The sequence below is a fragment of the Clavibacter rahimiani genome (genome assembly GCF_052654495.1).
This window is the reverse complement of record NZ_CP199790.1, coordinates 1,137,562-1,158,476: the sequence shown is the minus strand read 5'-3', so window position 1 is coordinate 1,158,476 and position 20,915 is coordinate 1,137,562. Positions and strand designations below refer to the sequence as shown.

Genomic DNA, 20,915 nt, shown 5'->3' with positions numbered 1-20,915 from the left:
TCAGCCCTTCTCGTGCGCGCCGTGCCCGTGGCTCTGGTGGGACTGGCCGTTCGCGGTGTTGGGCATGGACGCCTGGACCTTCATCAGGAACTCGACGTTGGACGTCGTCTCCTTCAGACGGCTGAGGACGATCTCGAGGGCCTGCTGCTGCTCGAGCCCGGCGAGGGCGCGGCGCAGCTTCCAGGTGACCTTGACCTCGTCGGCGCCCATGAGCATCTCCTCGCGGCGCGTGCCGGAGGCGTTGACGTCGACGGCCGGGAAGATGCGCTTGTCGGCGAGGGCGCGGGAGAGGCGGAGCTCCATGTTGCCGGTGCCCTTGAACTCCTCGAAGATGACCTCGTCCATCTTGGAGCCGGTCTCCACGAGCGCCGTGGCGAGGATCGTGAGCGATCCGCCGTGCTCGATGTTGCGCGCGGCGCCGAAGAAGCGCTTCGGCGGGTAGAGCGCCGACGAGTCGACGCCGCCCGAGAGGATCCGACCGGACGCCGGGGCCGCGAGGTTGTACGCGCGGCCGAGGCGGGTGATGGAGTCGAGCAGCACGACCACGTCGTGGCCGAGCTCCACGAGGCGCTTCGCGCGCTCGATGGCGAGCTCGGCGACCGTGGTGTGGTCCTCGGCGGGACGGTCGAAGGTGGAGGCGATGACCTCGCCCTTCACCGTGCGCTGCATGTCGGTGACCTCCTCGGGACGCTCGTCGACCAGCACGACCATGAGGTGGACCTCGGGGTTGTTGGTGGCGATGGCGTTCGCGATGGCCTGGAGCACGAGCGTCTTGCCGGCCTTGGGCGGCGAGACGATGAGGCCGCGCTGGCCCTTGCCGATCGGCGACACGAGGTCGATGATCCGCGTGGTCAGCTTGGCGGGCTCGGTCTCGAGGCTCAGGCGGTCCTGCGGGTAGAGCGGCGTGAGCTTGCCGAACTCGACGCGGTTCGCGGCCTCCTCGGGCGGCAGGCCGTTGACCGAGTCGATCTTCACGATCGCGTTGTACTTCTGGCGGCTCTGGCTGTCGTCGCCGCGCGGCTGGCGGATGGCGCCGACGATCGCGTCGCCCTTGCGCAGCGAGTGCTTCTTGACCTGGCCGAGCGAGACGTAGACGTCGTTCGTGCCGGGCAGGTAGCCGCTCGTGCGGACGAAGGCGTAGTTGTCGAGCACGTCGAGGATGCCCGCGACGGGCAGGAGGACGTCGTCCTCGGTGACCTCGGGCTCGAACTCGTCGCCGCCCTGGCTGCGGCCGCGCTTGCGGTCGCGGTACCGGCTGCGGCCGCCGCGCTCCTCGTCGCGTCCGAGGTCCGCGCGGGCCTGGTCGGCGCGCACGTCCTGCGTGCGGTCGCCCTGGCCGCGGCCGTTCTGGCGTCCGCGGCCCGTGCGGGCCTCCTCCTGCGCCTCGTCGTCGGCGTCGGGCTCGCGCGGGGCCTGCTCGCGGGGCGCCTGGTCGCGGCCGCCCTGCTGCTCGTCCTGGTCGCGTCCGCGGTCGCGGTTGCGGCGGTTGCGGCTGCGGTTGCGGCCGCCCTCGCGACCCTCGCGGCCGTCGCGGCCGCCCTGGTCGTCGGAGTCGCGGTCGCGGTCGTCGCCGGACGCCTGCGCGTCGGAGGCGGCGGGCGCCTGCTCGGCGGCGGCCTCGACGGGCGCGTCCTGCGCGGGGGCCTCCTGGGCGTCGCGTCCGCCGCGGCGGCGGCCGCGGCCGGAGCGCTGGGCGGGGGCCTGCTCGTCGGTCGGCGCGTCGGCGGCGGGCGCCTCGGCCTCGGCGGGGACGAGCTGGTCGGCCGTCTGGCCGCTGTTCACGTGCTGGACGGCCTGGCGCGGGGCCTCGGTCGCGGGGTCCACGACGCCGGCGCTGCTGGCGCGGCGGGATCCGCGACGACCGGCGGGCGCTTCGGTGCGGGAGTCGTCGGCGCGGGGCGCGTCGGCGCGGGGCGCGTCGGCGCGGGGCGCCTGGGTGTCGGTGGCGGCGCGGTCGCCGGTGGCCTGCGCGATGCGCGCCTCGAGGCCGGTGCTCGCGGGCTCGGCGACGGCGGGTGCCTCGACGGGCTCGGCGATGCGCTCGGGCACGATGCGGGCGGTGCTGGCGCGGCGGGATCCGCGGCTGGAGCGCGCCGGCTGCTCGGCGGGCGTCTGCTCGGCCGGCGCCTGCTCGGCGGCCGGTGCCTCGGCGACGGGCGCCTCGGCGGGTGCGGTCGCGTCGGCGACGGTGTCGGCGGCAACGGGCGCCTCGTCCGCGACCGGGGCGGCGTCGACGGCGACGGGCTCCGAGGCGGGCGCCTCCTCGACGACGGGCGCGTCCTCGACGGGGCTGGTCGCGGCGTCCGCGGCCTCGGGGGTCGCGTCGCCGGCGTCGGCGGGCGCGTCGGAGGCGGGGATCGCCTCGTCGGCGGGGACGACGAGCCCCCGGGCGGCCCGGATCTCGGAGATCGCCGTGACGAGCTCGCCCTTCCGGAGCTTGGAGCCGCCCGGGATCCCGAGCTCGGAGGCGATGGCCTGGAGCTGGGAGACGCGGAGCGTGCTCAGGTCCGCGTCAGTGGCGCGGGTGTCGACATCTGTCATGTGCGTGGGTCCTTTCCCCGGCCCGCCGGGACGAAGCCCGTGCGGGGGAGAGCCGATCGCGTGCGTCTCTGCCGAGCGGCGGGCGGTCTGATTCCGTCCGGAGCTGCTGTCGGGCACGAAGGCACGGGATCTTGCAGAGACGACAGCGGATGAGTGGTGAGAACGACCACCGGGACCGGATCTCCGACGCGCATGCGTGGATCCGTTGATCTCGAGGTCGTGAGGAGCCTAGCACCCGGCGCCCGATCCGCGGAGGATCGGCGCGCCGGATGCGGGACCAGCAGGAGCCGCGGCTCAGGAGGAGGGGACGACGCGTCCCTCGTCGACGACCTGCACCTGGCAGCCCTTGACGTCGACGGCGAGCATGAGCGCCTGCCACGGGGTCGCGCTGTGCGCGGCGACGAGCTCGGCGGCCGTGAGCCGCTGGCCCGGGTCGCTTCCGAGGACGAGGAGCGACGGGCCGGCGCCGGACACGACGGCCGCGAAGCCGCTCTTGCGCAGCAGGTGGATGAGGGAGTTCGTCTCCGGCATCGCGGCGGCGCGGTAGTCCTGGTGCAGGCGGTCCTCCGTCGCCGCGAGCAGCAGCTCGGGGCTCTGGATCAGCGCTGCGATGAGCAGGGCCGAGCGCGACACGTTGAAGATCGCGTCCTCGTGCGGCACGGACTCCGGCTGCAGGCTCCGCGCGAGCGCGGTGGACATGGTCGCGACGGGCACGAGCACGAGGGGCGAGACGCCGCGATGCACCGCGAGCTTCTTGTGCTGCGGGCCCGTGCCGTCGACCCACGCGATGGTGAGGCCGCCGAAGAGGGCGGGCGCCACGTTGTCCGGGTGGCCCTCCATCTCGGTGGCGAGGCGGAGGAGCGCGTCGGCGTCGATCTCGACCGTGCCGGCGAGGAGGCCCTGGGCCGCCTTGATGCCGGACACGATGGCCGCGCCGGACGAGCCGAGGCCGCGGCCGTGCGGGATCCGGTTCTCGGCCACGAGGTCGAGGCCGGGCATGGGCTGGTCGAACGCGGCGAAGGTGTGGGCGATGGCCGTGACGACGAGGTTGGTGGCGTCCGTCGGGACCTCGCCCGCGCCGACTCCGCGGACGTCGACGGTCGCGCCGGGCTCGTCGCGGACCGTGACCGTCAGGTCGTCGTACAGCGCGAGGGCGAGGCCGAGCGTGTCGAAGCCGGGGCCGAGGTTGGCGCTCGTCGCGGGCACGCGCACCTGCACGCGCCGCCCGACGGGGAGCGCCGAGGCCATCGGACCGTCGGTCACGACGCGACCAGGTCGAGCACGCCCGCGATCTCGGCGATGTCGACGCCCACGCTCGTGGGGGCGACGTCGGAGCCGTCGGCGGTGCGGAGGGCCCACTGCGGGTCCTTGAGGCCGTGGCCCGTGACCGTGAGGACGACGCGGGCGCCCTTCGGGATCTGCCCGGCCTCCGCGCGCTCGAGGAGCCCGGCGACGCTGATCGCCGACGCGGGCTCGACGAAGATGCCGACCTCGGCCGAGAGGATGCGGTGCGCCTCGAGGATCTTGGCGTCGGAGATGGCGCCGAAGTAGCCGTCGGTGAGCAGCTGGGCCTCGAGGGCGAGCTTCCACGACGCGGGGTTGCCGATGCGGATCGCGCTGGCGATGGTGTCGGGGTCCTTGACGATCGCGCCGTCGACGATGGGCGCGCTGCCGGCGGCCTGGAAGCCGAACATGCGGGGCAGCTTCGTGGCGTTGCCGGCCTCGAGGTCCTCGCGGTAGCCGCGCGTGTACGCGGTGTAGTTGCCGGCGTTGCCGACGGGGATGAAGTGGAAGTCGGGCGCGTCACCCAGCACCTCGACGACCTCGAACGCGCCCGTCTTCTGGCCCTCGATGCGGTCGTTGTTGACCGAGTTCACGAGGTGGACGGGGTAGTTCGCGCTGAGCTCGCGCGCGATGTCGAGGCAGTCGTCGAAGTTGCCGCGCACCTGGAGCAGCTGCGCGTCGTGCGCGACGGCCTGGCTGAGCTTGCCCATCGCGATCTTGCCCTCGGGCACGAGCACGGCGGCGGTGATGCCGGCGTGCGTCGCGTAGGCGGCGGCCGACGCGGACGTGTTGCCGGTGCTCGCGCAGATGACGGCCTTGGCGCCGTGCTCGACGGCCTTGGAGATCGCCATGGTCATGCCGCGGTCCTTGAACGACCCCGTGGGGTTCATGCCCTCGTACTTGACCCACACGTCGGCGCCCGTGCGGGCGGACAGCGCGGGCGCGGGGATGAGCGGCGTGCCGCCCTCGCCGAGCGTGATGATCGGGGTGGCGTCCGTGACGTCGAGGCGGTCGGCGTATTCGCGGAGCAGTCCGCGCCATTGGTGGGCCATCAGGCTCCTTCTACTCGGAGGACGCTCGCGACTGCCGTCACCGCGTCGAGGTTCGACACCGCGTCGACGGTGGCCCGGAGGGCCGCGTCGGTGGCGCGGTGCGTGCCGATCACCAGGCTAGCGGTGGGTCGGTCGCCCGCCCCTCCCGCCACGGGCGCCTGGTGCGTGGTCTGCTCGAGCGTCTCCACAGAGACGCCGTGCTCGCTGAACAGGTGCGCGATGCGGGCGAGGACGCCCGGCTCGTCGGCCACCTGGAGCGTGATCTGGTACTGGGTCGTGATCGCGCCGACCGGCAGCGTCTCGAGGTCCGCGTGGGTCGACTCGGCGACGCCCGGCCCGCCGACGACGTGGCGGCGCGCGGCCGAGACGACGTCGCCGAGGACGGCGGACGCGGTCTGCACTCCCCCGGCGCCCGCGCCGTAGAACATGAGGTCGCCGGCGGCCTCGGCCTCGACGAACACCGCGTTGTTCGCGCCGTGGACGGCGGCGAGCGGGTGGTCCCGCGGCACGAGCGCCGGGTAGACACGGGCGGAGACGCCGTCGCGGCCGGTGTCGGGATCCGTGAGGCGCTCGCAGATCGCGAGGAGCTTGATCACGTAGCCGGCCTTCCGGGCCGACTCGAACTGCGTGGACGAGAGGCCCGTGATGCCCTCGCGGTGCACGGCCTCGACGGGCACGCGCGTGTGGAAGGCGAGGCTCGCGAGGATCGCGGCCTTCTGGGCGGCGTCGTAGCCCTCGATGTCGGCCGTCGGATCCGCCTCCGCGTAGCCGAGCTCGGTGGCGGTCGCGAGGGCCTCGTCGAAGCCGAGCCCGTGCGCGTCCATCTGGTCGAGGATGTAGTTCGTGGTGCCGTTCACGATGCCGAGGATCCGCTGGACCCGGTCGCCCGCGAGGCTGTCGCGGAGCGGCCGGATGATGGGGATCGCGCCCGCCACCGCGGCCTCGTAGTAGAGCTGCGCGCCGACCTGCTCGGCCGCCTCGAAGAGCTCCGGGCCGTGCGTCGCGAGCAGGGCCTTGTTCGCCGTGACGACGTCGGCGCCGGAGGAGATGGCCGCGAGGATGTGGGTGCGCGCGGGCTCGATGCCGCCCATCAGCTCGATGACGATGTCGGCCCCGAGGATGAGGGACTCCGCGTCGGTGGTGAGGAGCTCGCGCGGGACGGACGGGTCGCGCGGTGCCTCCGCGTCGCGCACCGCGATGCCCACGAGCTCGAGCCGGGCGCCGACGCGCTGCGCCAGCTCGTCGCCGTGCTCCCGCATGAGGCGCGCCACCTGGGTGCCGACCGAGCCGCAGCCCAGGAGGGCCACGCGCAGGTTCCGGTACTCGATCATCGTGCTCCGTTCACGTCGGGGGATGCGGCGACGGGCGTGCCCGCGTCGCGTGCCAGGAGGTCGTCCACGGTCTCGCCGCGCACGATGACCCGCGCCCGGCCGTCCCGCACGGCGACGACCGGGGGCCGGCCGATCCAGTTGTAGTTGCTCGCCAGGGACCAGCAGTAGGCGCCGGTGGCGGGGACCGCGACGAGGTCGTCGGGTCGCACGTCGCCGGGCAGGTAGTCGGCGAGGACGACGAGGTCGCCGCTCTCGCAGTGCCCGCCGGCGACGCGGACCAGCGCGGGCTCGGCGTCGGACGCGCGGCCGGCGAGGCGCACGCCGTAGTCGGCGCCGTAGAGGGCGGGCCGGGCGTTGTCGCTCATGCCGCCGTCGACGCTGACGTAGCGGCGGACGGCCGTCTCCGCCTCCTCGGCGACCCGCGGGTCCTCGACGTCGCCCGTCGCGGACTCCGCCTCGGCGACCGCGCCGTCGACGCCGCCGACCGTGACGAGCACGTCCTTGACGGTGCCCACCGTGTACAGCGTGGAGGTGGAGGGACCGACGATGCTGCGGCCGGGCTCGACCGCGATGACGGGCACGGCGATCCCCCGCCGGGCGCACTCGTCGGCCACGATGCGGGTGAGCCGCCGGGCGATCTCCGCCACGGGCACCGGGCGGTCGACCGACGTGTACGCGATCCCGAATCCGCCGCCGAGGTTCAGCTCCGCCACGGATCCCTCGCCGAGGAGCCGCTCGTGCAGGTCGAGGAGGCGGCGGGCGGACTCGACGAAGGCGTCGGTCTCGAAGATCTGGCTGCCGATGTGCGCGTGCAGGCCCGTGAAGGAGAGGGAGGCGTGCGAGCGGATGCGCGCGACGACGCCGGGCGCGTCCGCGATCGTGATCCCAAACTTCTGGTCCTCGCGCGCCGTGGCGAGGTACTCGTGCGTGTGGGCGTGCACGCCGCTGTTCACGCGCAGGCGCACCGCCTGGACGCGCCCGTGCGCCGCGGCCGCGGCGGCGACGCGCTCCACCTCGATCTCGCTGTCGATGACGATCTGGCCGATGCCGGCGCCCACGGCGCGGTCGATGTCGGCGACCGACTTGTTGTTGCCGTGGAAGCCGAGGCGGGCCGGATCCGCGCGGGCGGCGAGCGCGACGACCAGCTCGCCCCCGGAGCACACGTCGATGTGGAGCCCCTCCTCGACCATCCAGCGCGCCATCTCGATGCTGAGGAACGCCTTGCCCGCGTAGTAGACGCGCGCGGTCGTGCCGACGGCGGCGGCCTCGCGCTCGAACGCGGCAAGGGTCTCCGCGGCGCGGCCGCGGACGTCGTCCTCGTCCATCACGTAGACGGGGGTGCCGAAGCGCGCGGCCAGCTCGGTGGCGGGGACGCCGGCCACCCGGATCACGCCGTCGTCATCGCGGGACGTGCCGCGGGACCAGACCCCGGGGTCCAGCGCGTTCGCGTCGTCGGGCGGGAGCAGCCAGGACGGGGCCAGCGGGTTCGCGGTCACGAGATCACCTGTTCGTACGCGGGGCGGACGTGCGGGATGGCGAGCGGACCCGGTGTGGTCCCTGAAGCCGGAGGGGGGCGGTGACAGCATCCTACCGACGCGACGCCGGGCCCCCGGTGCATGTGACGGCGCCCCGCGGGCGTCGGCCGCGGGCGGCTAGCCGCAGCTGCCGGTGACCCCGAGGGAGTCGCGCGTGAGCTTCAGGTCGGACGACTCCAGGGTCATCGACGCGCGCCCGTCGGCCACCGTCACGTCCTGCACCGCGACGCCGGCGGGGAGGTACTGCGCGATGCACACGGGGTACGTGACGTCGCGGATCCCCTGGATCGTCTGCGCGAGGTCGACCTGGAACGAGCCCGCCTGGAGCTCCACCTCGGTGGGCGTGATCACGACGGTCGAGCCGTCGCGCAGCACGGGCTCCGCGGCGACCGTGTAGCCGAAGGTGATGCCGAGGACGCGGGTGGAGCCGGCGTAGCCGAGCGTGCCGTCGCCGAAGCGCAGGTCCGGGGGCGTCCCGGCCGTCCTCGCGAGCAGCGCGCTCGCGGGCGCCTCGTCCATGGACACGGTCGCGACCACGTTCCCGATGGTGCGTTCCTGGTCGGTGGGCACGTCGGTGGCGACGATGTGCGCCTGGAACGGCGTGCCGTCCGTCTGGAGGTTCGGCCCGTCGAGCACCACGCGGTCGAGCGTGCCGCGGATCAGCTGCGGGATCACCCACTCGCCCTCGATCGACACGTTCACGCGCCCGGTGACCTGGCCCGGGAGCTGGTCCTCGATCTGCTTCTCCGCCTGGTCCTCGGCGACGCCGCGCACGGTCTGGTCGACGATGCGGAGGCCGAACGCGAGCCCCACGCCGATCACGGCGAGGACGAGCAGCCAGATCACGATCGTGCCGCCGCGCGGCCCGCGGCGGCGCCGGCGAGCCTCCCGCGGGTCGCGCGGGTCGCGCGGGTCGCGCGGCTCGGGCGCCTCGAAGACCTCGGTGCCCAGGAACCGCCCCGACATGGTCCGCTCCCCTACATGCGCTCGGGGGCGGAGACGCCCACGAGGTCCAGGCCGTTCGCGACGACCTGCCGCACCGCGTCGTTCAGCCACAGGCGCGTGCGGTGCAGGTCGGTGACCTCCTCGTCGCCCCGCGGGACCACGCGGCAGCTGTCGTACCAGCGGTGGTAGGAGCCCGCGAGCTCCTCGACGTAGCGGGCGACGCGGTGCGGCTCCCGGAGCTCGGCGGCCTGCGCGACGATGCGCGGGAACTCCTGCAGGAGCCCGAGCAGCGCCGACTCGGTGGGATGCGTGAGCAGCTCGGGAGCGAAGGCCGTGCGCTCGACGCCCGACGCGGCCGCGTTGCGGTCCACGGCGCAGGTGCGCGCGTGGGCGTACTGCACGTAGAAGACGGGGTTGTCGTTGGTGCGCTTGCCGAGGACCGCGAGGTCGATGTCGAGGTTCTGGTCGGCCGAGGAGCGGACGAGCGAGTAGCGGCCCGCGTCCACGCCCACGGCGTCGACGAGGTCGTCGAGCGTGACGATGGTGCCCGCGCGCTTGCTCATCTTCACGGGCTCGCCGTCCTGCAGCAGGTTGACCATCTGGCCGATGAGGATCTGCAGGTTGACGCCCGGGGTGTCCCCGAAGGCCTGGACCATGGCCATCATGCGGCCGACGTAGCCGTGGTGGTCGGCGCCCAGCATGATGATGTTCTGCTCGAAGCCGCGCTCGCGCTTGTCGAGGTAGTAGCCGAGGTCGCCCGAGATGTACGCGGGCTCGCCGGACGAGCGGATCACGACGCGGTCGCGGTCGTCCCCGAACGTGGTGGTGCGGAGCCAGACGGCGCCGTCCTCCTCGAAGACGTGGCCGAGCTCCTTCAGGCGCGCCACCGCGCGGTCGACCGCGCCCGACTCGTGCAGCGAGTCCTCGTGGAAGAACACGTCGAAGTCGACGCCGAAGTCGTGGAGCTTCTGCTTGATCTCGCCGAACATCAGCTCGGTGCCCGCGCTGCGGAACACCTCCTGCTGCTCGTCGCGCGGGAGGGCGTCGAGGTCGCCGTCGTACCCCTCCACCACGCGCGCCGCGATCTCGCCGATGTAGGCGCCGCCGTAGCCGTCCTCGGGCGTGTCCTCGCCGAGGTGGCTGGCGAGCAGGCTGCGGGCGAACCGGTCGATCTGGGATCCGTGGTCGTTGAAGTAGTACTCGCGCGTGACGTCCGCGCCCTCGGCCTGGAGGATCCGCGCGAGGCTGTCGCCCACGGCCGCCCAGCGGACGCCGCCCAGGTGGATGGGGCCGGTCGGGTTCGCGGAGACGAACTCGAGGTTGATGCGGATCCCCTCGAGCGTCGTGCCCCGCCCGTACGCCGGTCCGGCGTCGACGATGGTGCGCGCGAGGGCGCCCGCGGCCGCCGCATCGAGCGTGATGTTGATGAAGCCGGGCCCCGCGACGTCGACGCGCGCGACCTGCGGCAGGGCGCCGAGCGCCTCGGCGATCTCGGCGGCCAGCACGCGGGGGCTCTCCCCCAGCGGCTTGGCGATCCGCATGGCGATGTTGGTGGCCCAGTCGCCGTGGTCGCGGTTGCGCGGACGCTCGAGCACGACCATGTCCGGGCTGATCACGAGGGCGTCGCCGCCCGGTCGTCGTCCGACCGTCCCGGCCACGATCTCGAAGAGGGCACCGGTCAGGTCAGGGGTCGTCATGGGGATCGATCCTACCGGCGCGGTCGGCGCCGTCCGGCTCCCGGGCGGCCGGCCCGGCCCTCGGCGCCGCCGCCCTGTCAAGGCCGGGGAGCGTCCCAGCGCGGCGTCGCCCGGGGTCGGTACAGTGGCGGATCCCGCCACCCGCTCGCGGCCCGCCGCCGTGCGCCGAGCGTCGCACCCCGCGGCGCGCCCGGATCCGAAGGAGCACCACCATGCCCGTCCGCCTCCCCGCGCCCGCCCGCTCCCGCCGCGCGCGCACCGCCCCCGTGGCGGCGGCCGCCGGCCTCGCGGTGGCCCTGCTCCTCGCGGGCTGCTCGAACCCCGCCCCGCTCCAGCCGTCCACCCCCGACCCCTCGGCGAGCGCCGGCGGCGGGCAGGCCGCGGGCGGCGGATCCGGCACCGGACCCACCGCCTCCCCCACGCCCGCGCCGCCCAAGGGCACGCCGGTCACCACCACCTGCGACCAGCTGCTGCCGGACCTCGCGGCGTTCGGCCCCGGCTTCGCCACCGAGACGCTCCCGGCCGACACCGCCACCGACGGCGCGCGGGAGGACGTGCTCGCCATGCAGGGCATCGCGTGCGCCTTCCGCGCGACGGACGGCACCACGGTCGAGATCGACGTGGCCCAGCCCGTCGCGGCGGAGCTCCAGGCCCGACGCGACGCCGCCATCCTCCAGGCCGACCCCATCGCGGGCTACCCGGCGGGCGTCGAGGCCTACTTCGAGCTGCAGGACGCGGTGGGCGTCGCGACCATCTACTCGCCGAAGCACATGGTCGTCATGCGGTCCGGGGCGTTCTACGAGCCCGGCGACCACGCCGACCTCGGCAACGCGGTGCTGACGAGGGTCGGCGGCTGATCCGACGCGCGGCGCCTCAGCCGAGGCGGACGGGTGCGGACACGTCGTCGACCGGGAGCTCGTCGACCGTGGCGAGCACCTCCATCCGGGAGATGGTGACGAGGCTCCGCGTGTTGCTGAGGAACGCGGTGTCGGACGCGTCGCGGCCCGTCGAGATCCGCAGCAGGCTCTGCCGGGGCGCGAGCCCGGTCGCGTCGACCACGTGCCAGGCGCCGTCGACCCACGCCTCGGCGACCGCGTGGAAGTCCATGGGGCTGAGGCCCGGCGCGTAGACGGCCGCGAGGCGCGCCGGCACGTCGAGCGCCCGCAGCATCGCGATGACGAGGTGCGCGTAGTCGCGGCAGACGCCCCGGCGCGCGAGCAGGGTGCGGACAGCGCCGTCCGTCGGGAGGCTGGATCCGGGCGCGTAGCGCAGCGACCCGGCGACGAACGCGCGCACGGCGTCGAGGAGCGGCAGGCCGTCGAGGCCGCGGAACTCGCCGCGCGCCGTGGGGAAGAGGGTGTCCGACTCGCAGTACCGGCTCGGGCGGCGGTAGATCCAGAGGTCGACGTCGTCGACGGGCGCGGGGTCGCGGCGACCCGTGACGGTGGCGCGGTACTCCATCGTGAGGACGCCCGCGCCGACGTCGAGCACGTGCAGGCGCGTGTCGTGGCGGTCGACCACCTCGGTCGCCTCCACGGGCACGCCGTCGAGGGCGAAGGCGAGGTGCTCGGAGGCGATGTCGGCACCCCGGGCGACGGCGACCGCGAAGGCCATCTCGCTCTCGCCGGAGACCTGCAGCTCGAGGGAGGAGGAGACGTCGCGGCGCATGCGTCCATCGTGGCACCGGAACCGCGCCGGCGGTGCCGCGCGGGAGGGTCAGGCGGCCGCGGTGCCCGCCGGGTCGACCGCCTCGCGCAGCGCGCACGCGTCGGCGAGCGCGCCGAGGAGGGCGGGCAGCTGGTCGCGCGCGGCTCCCGCGTCCTCCGGGTGCCACTGCACGCCGATGACGGGCGCGGTCTCGTGCTCGACCGCCTCCGGCACGCCGTCGGGCGCGACCGCGACGACGCGGAGGCCCGCTCCCGGCCGGTCGACGGCCTGGTGGTGGGCGCTCCGCACCGACAGCGCGGTGGATCCGAGCACGCCGGCCAGGCGGCTGCCCGCCGCGACGCGCACGTCGTGGTCGCGCATGACGGCCGTGATCTCCGGCGCGTCGTTGCGGTGCTCCCCCACGCCCTCGATGTGCTGCTGCAGGGTGCCGCCGAGCGCGACGTTGACGATCTGGGCGCCGCGGCAGATCCCGAGCAGCGGCGTGCCCTCGGCGACGGCACGGCGCACGAGCGCGATCTGGCCGGCGTCGGCGACCTCGCGGTGCCGCGACCGGCCCTCGTACTCGGCCGGTCCGCCGTAGAAGCGCGGCGCGACGTCCTCGCCGCCCATGATGACGACCGCGTCCGCGTCGCGCGTGCGGGCGAGGAGCGCGTCCACGCCCACGTCCTCCGCCGCGAGGTTCTCGACCTGCCAGCCGGCGTCGCCCGCGACCTCGGCCACCCGCATGTTGAAGCCCTGCACCAGCGCGTGGTATGCGGCGGCCTCGGGGCGGGAGCGGGTCACCTGCACGACGGCGAGGCGGCGGGGGGAAGCGGGCATGGGTCCAGTCTGCGTGCCGCGCCTGGGCGCCGCACGTCGGGCGTCATGTTCCGCAACACGGGACGGGCATCGCCCCCGTGCCGCGCTGCCGTCCGCGTCAGGGCCAGACGAGCGTGTGCGACCAGTCGCCGTCGGGCCCGGACCGGTACACGATCCGCAGCTGCCCGTGGTCCGCGGTGGCCTGCCAGAACTCGACGGCGGTCGGCTGCAGCACGTACGCCTGCCACGACTCCGCGACGAGGTCCGGATCCGCCTCGACGGCCTCCCGGGCGCGCGCGATCCGCGCGTCGCGCTCGTCCGCGTCGGGCATCGGCTCGCTCTGGTCGCCCGCGATCACCTCGGCGCGCGACGCCGGGTGCCGCGACAGGAAGTCGCGCTCGCTCACCTCGCGGTCGCCGTGGAACACGGGACCGGTCGCGCGGATCTGGCGCCCACGCTCCCGCCAGTACGCGACGAGGGCCGCGCGCGGGTTCGCCTCGAGGTCGCGGCCCTTGGGGCTGTCGGCCAGGGACGAGAACCAGAGGGCGCCGGGCTCGTCGTCGACCGTGGGCGTCACGTCCTTGAGCAGCAGGGTGCGCGCGCTCGGGCGGCCCTCCGCGTCCGCGGTCGCGAGGACGACCGCGTTCGGCTCGGCGGCGTCGTGCGCCACGGCGTCGCGGATCCACTCGATGACGAGGTCGATCGGGTCCTCCGGCAGGTGCGCCGGGTCGAGCTCGGGGAAGTCGTGGGGCTTCGGCTTCGCGCCCCTCAGGAGGTCGCGGACCGGGGTGGAGTCGTCGTCGTCTGCCATGCGCCGAGCCTAGGCCGAGCGGCCGGGGACGCTCCGGACGCGGGCCGCCGGAGGACACGGCACCCCGCGCGGGGGCGCTCTTCGAGGCCGCGTCGGGATCGGATTGGTCCGGATCCCACTGGGTTTTTCCAGTACCGGGGAACTTGGCTGCCCGCCGCGGGCGTCGCTACATTCATCACCAGGCCCGCTCCCCCAGTTGGGCCCAGCACCACGCGGCGGGCGCCCGAGACCCGTCTCGGGCCCTGCCGCGTGTGTTCTCCGCGTCCTCCGCACCGCTCCCGCGCGTGCGTCGAGGCGATGACGCGGGATGACGGCGCCGCGACGGTCAGCCGACCGACAGGGCGCGTGACGACGGCGGCCGTGCCGCGCACGGATCCTGACCCCGGACGCAGGAGAGGCCGGCCCTCCGCTGACGGAGGAACCGGCCTCTCCCCGCACCAACACGGGATATGGGAAGGTGTGCCCCCAGGAGGATTCGAACCTCCGCCCCTGCCTCCGGAGGGCAGTGCTCTATCCCCTGAGCTATGGGGGCCAGGGTGCGCGTGAGCGCGGGTCCCAGGGTAGCACCGGCCCGGACGGTCCCCGCGCCGCCCCCGCGACCCGGGTCGCGCGATGCGATTCCCCCTCCCGAGGAGACTCCCCGCTCCAGCACAGCCGCGACCCGCCAGGATGGAGGCAGGACGACCGCCGCGCCGCCCGGGCGCGGCACCGAAGACCATCCCCACGAGGAGCGAACCCGTGAAGCTGTCCCGCATCGCCGCCGCCGCCACCGGCTTCCTGCGCACGTCGAAGGGCCAGGACGTCGGCCGCACCGCCATCGACAAGGTGTCGGGCATCGCCGACAAGGCCACCGGCAGCAAGCACGCCGACAAGATCCAGAAGGCGCGCGAGGCCGCCGATCGCCAGCTGCGGAACCTCGGCCCCGACGGCGGCCGCGGCCAGGGCCCCACGCCGCCCTCGACCCCGCCCCGCCCCTGAGCGCCGGCAGCCTCGAGCTCACGCTGGACGCGGCGTCCGACGCCGCGGTCCGCGCCTCGTGGCGCGACCTCGCGGACGCCGGGCTGCCGAGCCTCGCCGACCACGCGAGCGACACCAACCGCCCGCACGTGACGCTGCTCGCGGCCGAGGGGCTCGGCGGATCCGCGGACGCGGCCGTCCGGGAGATCGCCGCGTCGTATCCCCTGCCCGTGCTCCAGCTCGGCGGCCTCGTCGTGTTCGGCGTGCCGCCCCGGGGCCTGGTGCTCGCGCGGCAGGTCGTGGTGGACGCGGCGCTGCTCGACCTGCACGCCCGGGTCCACGCCGCCGTCGACCGCGCGACCGACGAGGCCCGGGCCGTGGACCCGGACGCCGGCCCCGCGGCCGAGGTCATCCCCCACACGCGTCCCGGCTCCTGGACGCCGCACGTCTCCCTCGCGCTGCGGCTCACCGCCGAGCAGCTCGGGGCGGCCGTGGCGGCCCTCGGGCGGATCGAGCCGCTGGACGCGCCGGCGGCGGGGCTCCGCCGCTGGGATCCGCGCGACCGCACGACGACGGAGCTCGCGTGACCCGGATGCGGGCCGTCCGCACGGCTCCGGCACGCACCTGCGCCACTAGCCTGGAGGGAGCACGACCTTGAGACGACGGAGGAGTCGCATGCCGCGGTCCGCGAGATTGCTGGGGGCCGCGCTCGCGCTCGGCCTGTTCGGGGCCCTGGTGCCCACCGCCGCGCAGGCGACGGGGCCCGTCGACTTCGGCGGGGCGTCGATCCTCGACCAGGTGGACGCGGTGTCGCCCGCCGAGGAGCAGCAGATCCAGCAGGCGATCGACCAGCTGCAGGAGCAGACGGGCGTGACGCTGCACGTGGCGTACGTCGACACGTTCACGGGTGCGTCCGACCAGGCAGCCTGGGGGCAGGCGACGAAGGACGCGAATGGGTTCGGCGCGAACGAGGCGATCCTCGCCGTCGCCGTCGACGGACGCCAGTTCACCCTCGGCGTCCCGGACAGCGTCTCCGTCGCCCAGCGCACGCAGCTCACGGACCAGGTGGTGGCGCCGCGCCTGCGCCAGGACGACTGGTCCGGGGCGGCCGTCGACGCCGCCCAGGGGATCCAGTCCATCGCGCAGTCCGGCACGGTCGCCGAGACCGGCACCGGATCCACGCCCTCCTCCGGCACCGAGTCGGGCGTCGACTTCGGCGCGGTCCTCCTCTACGTGCTCGGCGCGATCCTGCTGGCTGCCGTGGTGACCACGCTCGTCGGCCGCCGGAGGAAGCGGAAGGCCGTCGCCGCGAAGCGCCAGGCGGCGCTGAAGGAGATGCAGTCCGCCGAGCAGCGCGCGGGCAGCATGCTCGTGCAGCTCGACGACGCGCTAGAGACCAGCGAGCAGGAGGTCGGGTTCGCGGAGGCGGAGTTCGGATCCGGCGCCGTGGGCCCCTACCGCGAGGTGCTCGCGTCGGCCGGCGGCAAGGTCCGCGAGGCGTTCGCCCTCAAGCAGAAGCTCGACGACGCCATCGAGGACACCGACGAGGAGCGCCGCACCTGGACGGCCCGCATCGTGGAGCTGTGCGAGGAGGCCCGCGCCGAGCTCGACGCGCAGGCCAAGTCGTTCGAGGAGCTGCGGGCGCTCGAGAAGAACGCGCCGCAGACGCTCGCCGCGATCGTGACCGACGCGGAGGCGCTGCAGACGCGCATCGAGCGCACGCAGGAGGCCGTCGGCCTCCTCGGCCGCCGCTACGCGGGTCCGTCCATGACGACCGTCACGGGCAACGTCGACCAGGCGCGCTCCCTCCTCTCCTTCGCGACCGACACCGCGCAGGACGCAGCCGGGGCGATCCGCGGGGGCGACCGCACCGGGACCGGCGAGATCGCCGTCAAGGTGCGCGCCGCGCAGCAGGCCGTCGGCCAGGCCGGCAAGCTCCTCGACGTGGTCGACCGCGTCTCGTCCGACCTCGAGCACGCGTCGACCCGCGTGCAGGAGGAGATCGCCGACGTCCGCAGCGACATCCAGGACGCCCGCGCCGCCCAGCGCGGCGGGCGCATGCCGGAGCTCACGCGCCTCGTGCAGGCGGCCGAGCAGGCCATCGCCGACGCGAAGCCGCTGCAGGGGCGGCTCGCGGATCCGCTCACGAGCGTCACGCTGCTGCAGGAGGCGGAGGCGCGCCTCGACGAGGCGCTGGCGCCCGTGCGGGAGCAGCAGGAGCAGGTGGAGCGCGCGATCGGCTACCTGCCCCGCGCCCTGTCCACGGCCGAGAGCCAGGTCGCCACGGCGCGCGACTTCATCTCCACCCGCCGCGGCGCGGTGGGAGAGGAGGCGCGCACGCGCCTCGCACACGCCCAGCGCGCCCTCGACGACGCGCACGATGCCGCACCTCGCGACCCCGTGCGCGCGGTCGCCGCGTCGCAGGCCGCCACCGCCTACTCGGCCCAGGCCATCGAGGCCGCCCAGCGCGACCTCGACCAGGGCGGCGGGTACGGCGGCTACGGCGGCGGAATGATGGGCGGCCGCGGCGGAGGCGGCGACGCCTTCGGCGGCGCCATCATGGGCGGCATCATCGGCGGCCTCCTGAGCGGCGGCGGGGGCGGCTGGGGAGGCGGCGGAGGCGGCGGCTTCAGCGGAGGCGGCTTCGGCGGCGGAGGGGGCGGCGGCTTCGGCGGCGGCGACTTCGGCGGAGGCGGCGGCTTCGGCGGCGGCGACTTCTAGCGGCGGCCCACCCGCGCACGACCAGCACGACGACGAGAACGAGAGCGACCCATGATCAACCCATTCCGACGCACCACACGACGAGTAGGAGCAGCACCCATGTCCAAGCAGTCCATCCTCGGCCGCATCGCCCAGCTCGCGAAGGCCAACATCAACAACCTCATCGACCAGGCCGAGGACCCGCAGCTCATGCTGGACCAGATGGTCCGCGACTACACGGAGAGCATCCGCGAGGCCGAGAGCGCCGTCGCGCAGACCATCGGCAACCTCCGCATGATCGAGGAGGACCACCGCGAGGACGTCCAGGCCGCCGGCGACTGGGGTCGCAAGGCCCTCGCCGCGAGCCAGAAGGCGGACGAGTACCGGAACTCCGGCAACACCGCGAACGCCGACAAGTTCGACGCGCTCGCCCGCGTCGCGCTGCAGCGCCAGATGCAGTCGGAGAGCGAGGCGAAGGGCGCCGAGCCGACCATCGCGTCGCAGACCGAGGTCGTCGAGAAGCTCAAGCAGGGCCTCGACACCATGCGGAACAAGCTCCAGGAGCTGTCCTCCAAGCGGAACGAGCTCAACGCCCGCCAGAAGACGGTCCAGGCGCAGGCGCAGGTCCAGGACGCCATGAAGAGCATCGACATCATGGACCCGACCAGCGAGGTCAGCCGCTTCGAGCAGAAGATCCGCCGCGAGGAGGCCCGCGTCCGCGGCGCCGAGGAGCTGCAGGCCTCGAGCCTCGACGCGCAGTTCGAGGAGCTCGAGGACCTCGGCGAGCTCACCGAGGTCGAGGCCCGCCTCGCCGCGCTCAAGTCCGGCGGATCCGCGCCGAAGCAGGTCACGTCGGGCGAGTAGCTCTCCCTGTCCGGTCCACGGGCGCCGTCCTCCGGGGCGGCGCCCGTCGTCGTCCGCGGGGAATGCGGTCCCCGCGGATCCGGTTCCCCTCTCCATGACCACCATCGGAATCATCGGCGCCGGGCTCATCGGCAGCCAGCTCGCCCGCCTGTCCACCTCCACCGGCCACGACGTCGTCATCGCGAACTCCCGCGGCCCGGAGACCCTCACCGACCTGATCGACGAGCTGGGCGACCGCGCCCGGGCCGCCACCGTCCAGGAGGTCGCCGAGGCTGGCGAGATCGTCGTGGTGACGATCCCGCTGAAGGCCATCGACACCGTCCCGGTCGCGCCCCTCGCCGGCAAGATCGTGATCGACACCGACAACTACTACCCGGAGCGCGACGGCCACATCGCCGCGCTCGACGACGAGACCACGACCACCGCGGAGATGCTGCAGAGCCACCTCCCCGAGTCGAAGGTCGTCAAGGCGTTCAACCACATCTACGCGGCCGACCTCGTCGAGCACGGCCAGCCCGCCGGCACGCCCGGCCGGCGCGCGCTCGTGATCGCGGGCGACGACGCCGACGCCAAGGCGACGGTCACCGCGCTCATCGACTCGTTCGGCTACGACGTCGTCGACGCCGGCCCGCTCGCGGAGGGCTGGCGCATCCAGCGCGACACCCCCGGCTACGGCCCGCGCCTCGACGCCGACGGCCTCCGGACCGCGCTCGCGGAGGCGAAGCGGTACCGCGACATGCCGTAGCGGGCCCCGCGTCCCCTCCTCCCCACGGCGATGCCCGCCCTCCCCGCTCCGGCGGTGACGGCGGGCATCGCCATGTCCGGCGGCGCACGGGATACTGGGGGCGTGCCCGCCTCCTTCGTCGTCGTCCCCCAATGGCAGGGCTCGGGCTCGTCCCGCGCCATGAGGCTCGCGGACGGGGCGGAGGCGATCCGCGGCGACCTGCCCGCGTCCGCCACGCGCGTCGTCGAGGTGCCCGTCGAGGCCGGCGAGTCGCTCGGCACCGGGATCGACCGCTACGCGTCGCTGCTGGCGGTGCGCACGCGTCAGGCGGCGGCGCTCGAGGCGGCGTCGGCCTCCGCGACCGGCCCGCTCGTGACCGTCGGCGGCGACTGCGGCGTGGAGCTCGCGTCCATCGCCCACGCGGCGGGCGCGCATCCGGGCCTCGCGGTGGTGTGGCTCGACGCGCACGCCGACCTCAACACCCCCGCGAGCTCGCCGTCCGGCGCCTTCCACGGCATGGTGCTGCGCGCCGTCCTCGGCGAGGGCGTCGACGGACTCGTGCTGCCGGTCGGCACGGTCACGGCCGACCGCGTCGTGCTCGCCGGGGTGCGCGCTCTCGACGACGCGGAGTCCGACCACGCCGACGCGCAGGGCATCGCCCGGCTGGGCGTCGACGCCGTGGGGCCGGAGGCGCTCGTCGCCGCCGTCCGGGCGACCGGGGCGAGCGACGTCTACGTGCACGTGGACCTCGACGTGCTCGACCCGGGCGGCATGTCCGGCGTCGGCTACCCGGAGCCGTTCGGCCTCGAGGTGCAGACGGTCACGGAGTCGATCAAGGCGCTGCGCCGGTCCTTCGGGCTCGCGGGCGCGGGCATCACCGAGTTCGCGCCCTCCTCCCCCGCCGCCGCGGTGGAGGACATGGGCACCATCCTGCGGATCATCGGGGCGTTGACCGGCCCGGTCTGATCCCGTCGCGCACGGCTCCCGCGCCTCCCGCCCGGGGTCGCGCCGCGCGCGCCGCCCTGGGAGGCTGGGACGGACCCCACGAGGAGACCGCTGTGACCGACGACGCCCGCACCGCATCCGCCCCCGATCCCGCCGTCCCGGCCGCCGACGGCGACGGGCCGCGCGTGCGCGTCGAGCGCCGGGGCCATCTGCTGCTCATCGGCCTCGATCGGCCCGCCAAGCGCAACGCCGCCGACATGCGGATGCTCCGCGAGCTCGCGAGCGCCTACGGGCTGCTCGCGCGCGACCCGGAGCTGCGGGTCGGCGTCGTGCACGCGATCGGCGACCACTTCACGGGCGGGCTCGACCTCGCCGACGTCGCGCCCCACATCGGCCGAGGCCCCGGCGGCGGCCTCGACGCGGTCCCGGACGGCGGCATCGACCCGTGGCAGGTCAGCGGTCCCGCCCTCGGCAAGCCCGTCGTCCTCGCCGTGCAGGGCACGTGCCTCACGCTCGGCGTCGAGCTGGCGCTCGCGAGCGACGTCGTGGTGGCGGCCGCGGGCACGCGCTTCGGGCAGATCGAGGTGGCGCGCGGGATCCTGCCCTTCGGCGGCGCGACCCTCCGCTTCCCCGCCGTCGCGGGCTGGGGCGACGCCATGCGGTGGATGCTCACGGGCGACCTCTTCGACGCCGAGGAGGCCAGGCGGATGCGCATCGTGCAGGTCGTCGTGCCCGACGGCGAGCAGCTCGAGGCCGCCGTCGGCATCGCCGAGCGCATCGCCGCGCAGGCGCCGCTCGCCGTCCAGGCGACCCTGCGCAACGCCCGCGCCGCCCTCCGGGACGGGCACGACGCCGCGGCCGCCGCGCTCCCCGCGGAGCTCGTGCGGCTGGCCGGATCCGAGGACGCGGCCCGCGGCATGCGCGCAGCGGCGACGCGGACGCCGGCGGAGTTCGTCGGCCGCTGACCCGCCCGCCGACGACCGCGATCAGGCCGGAGACCGCCTCCCGGGCGGACGGCCGGTGACGGCCGCCTCGGAGCGCGCCTCCGACGGGCCGGTGCGTC

The 20,915-nt window shown here is 74.8% G+C and carries 18 protein-coding genes and 1 tRNA gene; 8 read left to right on the top strand and 11 right to left on the bottom strand.

Translation table 11 applies throughout. The features are described 5' to 3' along the window. From rho to argS, 7 genes are all read right to left on the bottom strand, one after another. Nucleotides 1-2,541, bottom strand: coding sequence for a transcription termination factor Rho (gene rho / locus ACT7CP_RS05585; protein WP_445443676.1), 2,541 nt, complete (start codon nt 2,539-2,541; stop codon nt 1-3). A gap of 294 nt (nt 2,542-2,835) precedes the next feature. Continuing rightward, nucleotides 2,836-3,789, bottom strand: coding sequence for a homoserine kinase (thrB, locus tag ACT7CP_RS05580; protein ID WP_445443964.1), 954 nt, complete (start codon nt 3,787-3,789; stop codon nt 2,836-2,838). Between the two features lie 11 nt (nt 3,790-3,800). Next, on the bottom strand, nt 3,801-4,877 hold the full coding sequence (thrC, locus tag ACT7CP_RS05575; RefSeq protein WP_413963999.1) for a threonine synthase: 1,077 nt from the start codon (nt 4,875-4,877) through the stop codon (nt 3,801-3,803). Beyond that, nucleotides 4,877-6,208: a homoserine dehydrogenase gene (locus tag ACT7CP_RS05570; protein ID WP_445443675.1), complete on the bottom strand. Its 1,332-nt coding sequence runs from the start codon at nt 6,206-6,208 to the stop codon at nt 4,877-4,879. The genes thrC and ACT7CP_RS05570 overlap by 1 nt, the downstream gene beginning before the upstream one ends. Then, nucleotides 6,205-7,704 (bottom strand): diaminopimelate decarboxylase family protein, encoded by a 1,500-nt coding sequence (locus ACT7CP_RS05565; RefSeq protein ID WP_445443674.1) that lies wholly within the window; start codon nt 7,702-7,704, stop codon nt 6,205-6,207. The genes ACT7CP_RS05570 and ACT7CP_RS05565 overlap by 4 nt, the downstream gene beginning before the upstream one ends. A gap of 156 nt (nt 7,705-7,860) precedes the next feature. Beyond that, on the bottom strand, nt 7,861-8,709 hold the full coding sequence (locus tag ACT7CP_RS05560) for an LmeA family phospholipid-binding protein (RefSeq protein WP_445443673.1): 849 nt from the start codon (nt 8,707-8,709) through the stop codon (nt 7,861-7,863). A gap of 11 nt (nt 8,710-8,720) precedes the next feature. Beyond that, complete coding sequence (argS, locus tag ACT7CP_RS05555) at nt 8,721-10,385, bottom strand: arginine--tRNA ligase (RefSeq protein WP_445443672.1); 1,665 nt, start codon at nt 10,383-10,385, stop codon at nt 8,721-8,723. Between the two features lie 212 nt (nt 10,386-10,597). Between argS and ACT7CP_RS05550 the strand changes: the two genes are divergently transcribed. Then, nucleotides 10,598-11,242 carry a hypothetical protein gene (locus ACT7CP_RS05550; RefSeq protein WP_445443671.1) on the top strand — a complete coding sequence of 215 codons (645 nt, stop codon included), beginning with the start codon at nt 10,598-10,600 and terminating at the stop codon, nt 11,240-11,242. A gap of 16 nt (nt 11,243-11,258) precedes the next feature. Here the strand turns inward: ACT7CP_RS05550 and ACT7CP_RS05545 are convergent, their stop codons facing one another. From ACT7CP_RS05545 to ACT7CP_RS05530, 4 genes are all read right to left on the bottom strand, one after another. Then, the gene (locus tag ACT7CP_RS05545; protein ID WP_413963993.1) at nt 11,259-12,053 is read right to left on the bottom strand and encodes a transglutaminase-like domain-containing protein; all 795 of its coding nucleotides are present in this window, start codon (nt 12,051-12,053) and stop codon (nt 11,259-11,261) included. Nucleotides 12,054-12,101: 48 nt separating this feature from the next. Continuing rightward, nucleotides 12,102-12,872, bottom strand: a complete 771-nt coding sequence (locus ACT7CP_RS05540) for a gamma-glutamyl-gamma-aminobutyrate hydrolase family protein (protein ID WP_445443670.1) — start codon at nt 12,870-12,872, stop codon at nt 12,102-12,104. A 97-nt stretch (nt 12,873-12,969) separates the two neighbouring features. Beyond that, the gene (locus ACT7CP_RS05535; RefSeq protein ID WP_445443669.1) at nt 12,970-13,662 is read right to left on the bottom strand and encodes a pyridoxine/pyridoxamine 5'-phosphate oxidase; all 693 of its coding nucleotides are present in this window, start codon (nt 13,660-13,662) and stop codon (nt 12,970-12,972) included. Nucleotides 13,663-14,122: 460 nt separating this feature from the next. Continuing rightward, a tRNA-Arg gene (locus ACT7CP_RS05530) sits at nt 14,123-14,194 on the bottom strand. A 206-nt stretch (nt 14,195-14,400) separates the two neighbouring features. On the opposite strand from ACT7CP_RS05530, the gene ACT7CP_RS05525 reads away from it, so the two are divergent. The 7 genes from ACT7CP_RS05525 (at nt 14,401) to ACT7CP_RS05495 (ending at nt 20,817) form a co-directional block, all read left to right on the top strand. Continuing rightward, on the top strand, nt 14,401-14,640 hold the full coding sequence (locus tag ACT7CP_RS05525; RefSeq protein WP_307502439.1) for an antitoxin: 240 nt from the start codon (nt 14,401-14,403) through the stop codon (nt 14,638-14,640). After that, nucleotides 14,637-15,206 carry a 2'-5' RNA ligase family protein gene (locus ACT7CP_RS05520; RefSeq protein WP_445443963.1) on the top strand — a complete coding sequence of 190 codons (570 nt, stop codon included), beginning with the start codon at nt 14,637-14,639 and terminating at the stop codon, nt 15,204-15,206. The genes ACT7CP_RS05525 and ACT7CP_RS05520 overlap by 4 nt, the downstream gene beginning before the upstream one ends. Nucleotides 15,207-15,294: 88 nt before the next feature. Continuing rightward, nucleotides 15,295-17,340 carry a TPM domain-containing protein gene (locus tag ACT7CP_RS05515; protein WP_445443668.1) on the top strand — a complete coding sequence of 682 codons (2,046 nt, stop codon included), beginning with the start codon at nt 15,295-15,297 and terminating at the stop codon, nt 17,338-17,340. 99 nt (nt 17,341-17,439) lie between these two features. Further along, nucleotides 17,440-18,183, top strand: coding sequence for a PspA/IM30 family protein (locus tag ACT7CP_RS05510; protein WP_307502446.1), 744 nt, complete (start codon nt 17,440-17,442; stop codon nt 18,181-18,183). A 94-nt stretch (nt 18,184-18,277) separates the two neighbouring features. Next, complete coding sequence (locus ACT7CP_RS05505; protein WP_413963988.1) at nt 18,278-18,928, top strand: NADPH-dependent F420 reductase; 651 nt, start codon at nt 18,278-18,280, stop codon at nt 18,926-18,928. Nucleotides 18,929-19,030: 102 nt separating this feature from the next. Beyond that, the gene (locus tag ACT7CP_RS05500; RefSeq protein ID WP_445443667.1) at nt 19,031-19,873 is read left to right on the top strand and encodes an arginase family protein; all 843 of its coding nucleotides are present in this window, start codon (nt 19,031-19,033) and stop codon (nt 19,871-19,873) included. 92 nt (nt 19,874-19,965) lie between these two features. Continuing rightward, the gene (locus tag ACT7CP_RS05495; RefSeq protein WP_445443666.1) at nt 19,966-20,817 is read left to right on the top strand and encodes a crotonase/enoyl-CoA hydratase family protein; all 852 of its coding nucleotides are present in this window, start codon (nt 19,966-19,968) and stop codon (nt 20,815-20,817) included. Nucleotides 20,818-20,915 lie beyond the last annotated feature (98 nt).